Source organism: Microbacterium sp. B24, assembly GCF_000333415.1.
Classification (GTDB): Bacteria; Actinomycetota; Actinomycetes; order Actinomycetales; family Microbacteriaceae; genus Microbacterium.
Genome location: NZ_BADB01000365.1, coordinates 1 through 5,270 on the forward strand (window position 1 = coordinate 1; position 5,270 = coordinate 5,270).

At 67.5% G+C, this 5,270-nt stretch carries 6 protein-coding genes; all 6 read left to right on the forward strand.

Annotation, left to right across the window (positions count from 1 at the left end; genetic code table 11):
- Nucleotides 1–56: 56 nt before the first annotated feature.
- Nucleotides 57–467, forward strand: coding sequence for a transcription antitermination factor NusB (gene nusB / locus I5I_RS09445; protein WP_036291068.1), 411 nt, complete (start codon nt 57–59; stop codon nt 465–467).
- Between the two features lie 41 nt (nt 468–508).
- Nucleotides 509–1,795 (forward strand): alpha/beta hydrolase, encoded by a 1,287-nt coding sequence (locus I5I_RS09450; protein ID WP_036318695.1) that lies wholly within the window; start codon nt 509–511, stop codon nt 1,793–1,795.
- Nucleotides 1,796–1,865: 70 nt separating this feature from the next.
- Nucleotides 1,866–3,515, forward strand: a complete 1,650-nt coding sequence (locus I5I_RS09455) for an MBL fold metallo-hydrolase (RefSeq protein ID WP_239640075.1) — start codon at nt 1,866–1,868, stop codon at nt 3,513–3,515.
- A 7-nt stretch (nt 3,516–3,522) separates the two neighbouring features.
- A complete protein-coding gene (locus I5I_RS09460; protein WP_239640076.1) occupies nt 3,523–3,963 on the forward strand; it encodes a hypothetical protein in 441 nt (146 codons plus the stop codon).
- Between the two features lie 82 nt (nt 3,964–4,045).
- Nucleotides 4,046–4,585, forward strand: a complete 540-nt coding sequence (gene pyrR, locus I5I_RS09465; protein WP_036318698.1) for a bifunctional pyr operon transcriptional regulator/uracil phosphoribosyltransferase PyrR — start codon at nt 4,046–4,048, stop codon at nt 4,583–4,585.
- Nucleotides 4,582–5,270, forward strand: a 689-nt coding sequence (locus tag I5I_RS09470) for an aspartate carbamoyltransferase catalytic subunit (protein ID WP_036318701.1), incomplete at its 3' end; no start/stop codon positions are given. The genes pyrR and I5I_RS09470, both read left to right, overlap by 4 nt.

Genomic DNA, 5,270 nt, shown 5'->3' on the forward strand with positions numbered 1-5,270 from the left:
GACCCCGCACGGGCGACTACCTCGGCCGCGTCAACTGACGAGCGGTCTTCGAAGCGATGAGCGCACGGTCCAAGGCGCGCAAGCGCGCCCTCGACATCCTCTTCCAGTCCGACGTCCGTGGCGATGAGCTTGCGGTGACCCTCGCCGCGGAGGCGAAGCGCGCGGCGAACGAACCCGCTCGCGAAGCCTCGTGGCTGTACGCGCGCGAGATCGTCGACGGCGTGATCGACAACCGCGACGACATCGACGAGCAGATCGTCACCCACGCGCGCGACTGGAAGATCGAGCGGATGCCGGCGGTCGACCGGGCGATCCTGCGCCTGGCGGTGTGGGAGCTGATGTTCAACGACGAGGTGCCGGCCGCGGTGGTGATCGACGAGGCGGTGGAACTCGCGAAGGAGTTCTCGACCGACGACTCGGGTTCGTTCGTGCACGGCGTGCTGGGCCGGATCGCGCGCACCGCCTGAGCGGTGCTGCCGGTACCATCGCGCCCCGAGAGGCACCACGAGTGGCCTCCTTCCTCGAACTCCGTGTCGATGAGCCCTGGCTCATCGGGGTCGTCGGCGCGCTCAGCGTCGGATTGATCGTCTTCCTCCTCATCCGCCGACGCGTCGAGCGCTGGCCGTTGTGGGCCGCGCTGTCGATGACGGTCGGCGCGAGCGCGGCCATCGCTTTCGCGCTGTACGCACGCAAGACGAACCTGTTCGGTATGCCATTGCCCTGGCAGGCGGTCGTCTGGGGTGCGGGCGGTTCGGCCGCCGTCGGGCTGGCCGTCGCGAACCTCGTGGGGGCTCCGTGGCGGCGGCGAGCGGTCGCTGTCCTCGCCATCCCGATCTTCCTGATCGAGGCGACGCTGGGGATCAATGCGTACTACGGGCTCACACCCACCGTCGCAAGCTTCTTCCACCTTCAGATCAACCGACCGATCACGCTGCAGACGGGAACGAGCGGACTCGACGGCGACGTGAACCTCTACCGCACGTGGCAGCCCCCGGCGGATATGCCCACCACGGGTGAGCAGGGAACGATCGAGATCCCCGCAACGCAGTCAGGCTTCGCTGCCCGCACCGCCGGCATCTACAAACCTCCGGCCGCCCGCACGGCCCATCCGCCGCGCCTGCCGCTGGTCATCCTGATGATGGGCCAGCCGGGCGACCCGGATCCGCAGTACATCGCAAAGGTCCTCGACGCCCAAGCCCAGAAGAACAAGGGTCTCGCCCCATACGTGCTCGTCGTCGATCAGCTCGGAGACCCGAGCCGCGATCCCGCCTGCGCAGACTCGGCGATGTACGGCAACGTCGAAACGTACGTGACGCGCGACGTGGTCGCTTTCGCTCGTACACTCCCCATACAGCAGAGCCCCGGCCAGTGGACCATCGCCGGCTATTCGAACGGGGGCGGGTGCGCCTTCACGTACGCCGCCGAGCACCCCGACGTCTGGGGAAATCTGCTGTCCGTCAGTGGCGAGATCGATCCCGGATCGGAGCACCCCGATGAGACCGTCGCAGACGTCTTCGGCGGCTCGATCGCGGCGTACGACGCCGCCAAGCCGACGAGCATCCTCAGCTCTCATGCGGGAGGCTATCCCAACGAGTGGGCATTGTTCACCGCTGGTCAGAACGACCCCGCTTACATCGATCAGGCCCGCCGCGGGGCCGCAGCGGCTGCGAAGGCAGGGTGGAACGTCGACAGCTACGTCGTCCCGGGTGCCGGTCACGTCGTCGACGCGCTCGAGGGTGGACTCGCCGAGGGCTTCGCCCGTCTCTCCCCCCGTCTGGGGCTGTCCGCGCCGTAGAGCGGCATCGCCTGAGCGGCGCTGACGACTCCCACGCGTAGACTCGGGAGCTGTTCGACCAGGAGGACGCATGCGCATCACAGGCCTCGGCCACGCCGGAATGTTCATCGAGACGACGGGCGGCAGCATCCTGTGCGACCCGGTGATGGGCCCGAGCTTCTTCGGGTCGTGGTTCCCGTTCCCCGACAACCGGGGCCTGGATTGGGAGCGTTTCGGCAAGGCGGACTTCCTCTACATCTCGCACCGTCACCGCGATCACTTCGATCCGACACTGCTGGAACGGTACGTGCCGAAAGACATCCGGGTCCTGCTACCCGAGTACCCGACCGACGACCTCGAAGTGGACCTGCGCCGCCTCGGCTACGACAACATCGTCTTCACGCAGGCGGGCCAGACGCTCGAGTACCCCGGCGGGCTGAAGATCATGGTGACGCCGCTGCGTGCGCCGAGCGACGGCCCGATCGGCGACTCGTCGCTGAGCGTCGACGACGGCACCGCGAGCATCCTCAACCAGAACGACTCGCACCCGCTCGACCTCGAGCGCCTGCTCTCGTTCTCCAAGCCCGACGCGTACTTCACGCAGGTCTCCGGCGCGATCTGGTGGCCCATGGTCTACGACCTGCCGCAGGACTCGAAGCAGCACTTCGCGAAGCTGAAGCGCGACGCTCAGAACAAGCGCGCGATGTACTACATCGAGAAGGTGGATGCCGAGCACGTCTTCCCCATGGCAGGCCCGCCCATGTTCCTGCGCGACGACCTGTTCCGCTTCAACGGCTGGGGCGTGGAAGACGACTCGATCTTCACCGATCAGCGCCAGTTCCTCACCCACATGCGCGCCGAGCGTCCGGATCAGAAGGGCTACGAGTTCGTCCCCGGCACGCAGGTCGACCTCAACGGCGGCACAATCGAGATCACGCAGACTCTCTACACGCCCGAAGAGATCGACCGCGTCTTCGAGGACAAGTGGGCGTACCTCGCCGAGCAGCGCGACAGCCGTCAGGCGGAGGTCCTCGCCGAGATCGAGACGCGGGCCGAGCCGATGGCACCTGCGGAGATGCTCGCTGCGCTGCAGGAGTGGTGGGAGCCGCTGCTGCGTCGCGCCCGCACGATCCGCACCGGCGTCGGCGGCAACGTCCGCTTCCGCATCGGCGAGCTCGACATGGTCGTCGATTTCCCGAAAGCGAAAGTGCGCGAGTACGCGGGGGAGGAGTGCATCTACTGGTACACGATCCCCGCCGATCTCGTCTCGACGAACATCCGTGATCATGAGATCGACTGGTCGAACTCGATCTTCCTGTCGATGCAGTTCGCCGTCGGCCGCAGCGGCAAGTTCAACGAGTTCCTCACCACGTTCCTGAAGTGCCTGTCCCGCGACCGCATCGAGTACGTCGAGAACTGGTACGCGGAGCAGTCGGATCAGACCGAGGACGCCGAGATCGGCGAGTGGACGATGCAGCGGCGCTGCCCCCACCTGCGCGCCGACCTCACCAAGACCGGCAAGATCGAGGACGGCGTGCTCACCTGCGCGCTCCACGACTGGAAGTGGGACCTGGCCAGCGGGCAGTGCCTGACCGCGCCCGGGCACCCCATCCGTGCATCTCGGGTCGTCGAGACGCATCCGCGCGGGCGACGTAGCCCGTCGCCGACACGCGCATCACGTCTCCAGCGACACCGCACGCCGCGCGAGCGTGTTCTCATGCGCTTCGCACGCCTGTCCTAGAGTGAGCGTGAACAGCACACCCGCGGTGCGCGAGGGGAACCGTGACATGAGAATCGACCCGCTGCATCTCGTCGACGTGTTCGTCTACCTGGTGATCCTCAACCTCACCGCGCAGTTCGTGCCGAGCGTCATCTCGGAGAGCTTTGCCGTCTCGCTGGCGACGGCGATCATGCTGAAGCTCGTGCTCGAGGTCGTGCTGCGCGTGAAGAAGGCGGTCGTGGCGCGCCTGCGTGCAGCCTCGACGACCGCGCGGCGTCTGACCTCGGTCGTGATGCTCGTGCTGATCCTGCCCGGCAGCAAGTTCGTCGTGCTGTGGCTGGAGGACGTGCTGTTCGGCGACGCCGTTTCACTCGGCGGGTTCTGGCCGGTGACGCTGCTCGTGCTCGCTCTCACCGCCGCCCGCGCCGGTGTGCGACGGGCGGTCACACCGGGGCGATCCACAACCTGAGGTGCCGCACGGGTCAGGTAGAGTGGAGTCGAACCACAGCAACCTTTAACACCGTCCAGAGAGGCGGAGAAGGGAGCGGCGGATGAGCACCGGTAACACGCGTACCGTGATGCAGACAGCCGACATCGCCCGCGCACTGACTCGGATCTCCCACGAGATCCTGGAGTCCAACAAGGGGGCCGATGATCTCGTCCTCCTCGGCATCCCGACTCGGGGGGTGACCCTCGCCGGACGCATCGGCGCCCTCCTCGGCGACATCTCCGGTACCTCCGTGCCGGTCGGTGCCCTGGACGTGACGATGTACCGGGACGACTTGCACCGCAATCCCACGCGGACTCCGCGTCCGACGCAGATCCCGGCCGGGGGCGTGGACGGCAAGACCGTCGTCCTGGTCGACGATGTGCTCTTCTCGGGGCGCAGCATCAGGGCCGCCCTCGACGCACTCGGCGACATCGGACGCCCGGCCGCCGTGCGGCTCGCGATCCTCGTCGACCGCGGGCACCGCGAACTGCCGATCCGGCCCGACTTCGTCGGCAAGAACCTCCCGAGCGCCCGCAGCGAGCGCGTCAACGTGCACCTGGCCGACGTCGACGGCATCGAAGAGGTGACGATCGCGTCATGAGGCACCTGCTCGACACCCGCACCCTCGCTCGCGAGGACGCCCTGCGCATCCTGGACGTCGCCGAAGACATGCGCGACACCCAGTCGCGCGAGATCAAGAAGCTGCCCACGCTGCGCGGCAAGACGATCGTCAACCTCTTCTTCGAAGACTCCACTCGCACCCGCATATCCTTCGAGGCAGCGGCCAAGCGCCTGTCGGCCGACGTGATCAACTTCTCCGCAAAGGGCTCCAGCGTGAGCAAGGGCGAGTCGCTGCAGGACACCACCCAGACGCTGCAGGCGATGGGCGCGGATGCCGTGGTCATCCGTCACGGCGCCTCCGGTGCTCCGCAGACGCTCGCGACCAGCGGCTGGATCACCGCCGGCGTCGTCAACGCCGGAGACGGCACCCACGAGCACCCGACACAGGCGCTCCTGGACGCGTTCACCATCCGCAAGCGCCGCTTCGGCGACGACAGCCGAGGCCGCGACCTCGCCGGTGTGCACGTGGCCATCGTGGGGGACATCCTGCACTCGCGCGTCGCCCGCTCCAACGTGTGGCTGCTGCACACGCTCGGGGCCCAGGTCACCCTCGTGGCGCCCCCGACGCTGGTTCCACAGGACGTGTCGCGATGGCCGGCTCGCGTCGTCTACGACCTCGACGAGGCACTGGCGGCACGCCCCGACGCGGTCATGATGCTGCGAAT

Bases quoted from the DNA above. Each gene is read 5' to 3' on its own strand.
- nusB (WP_036291068.1), top strand. From the start codon at position 57: ATGAGCGCACGGTCCAAGGCGCGCAAGCGCGCCCTCGACATCCTCTTC.
- I5I_RS09455 (WP_239640075.1), top strand. From the start codon at position 1,866: ATGCGCATCACAGGCCTCGGCCACGCCGGAATGTTCATCGAGACGACG.
- pyrR (WP_036318698.1), top strand. From the start codon at position 4,046: ATGAGCACCGGTAACACGCGTACCGTGATGCAGACAGCCGACATCGCC.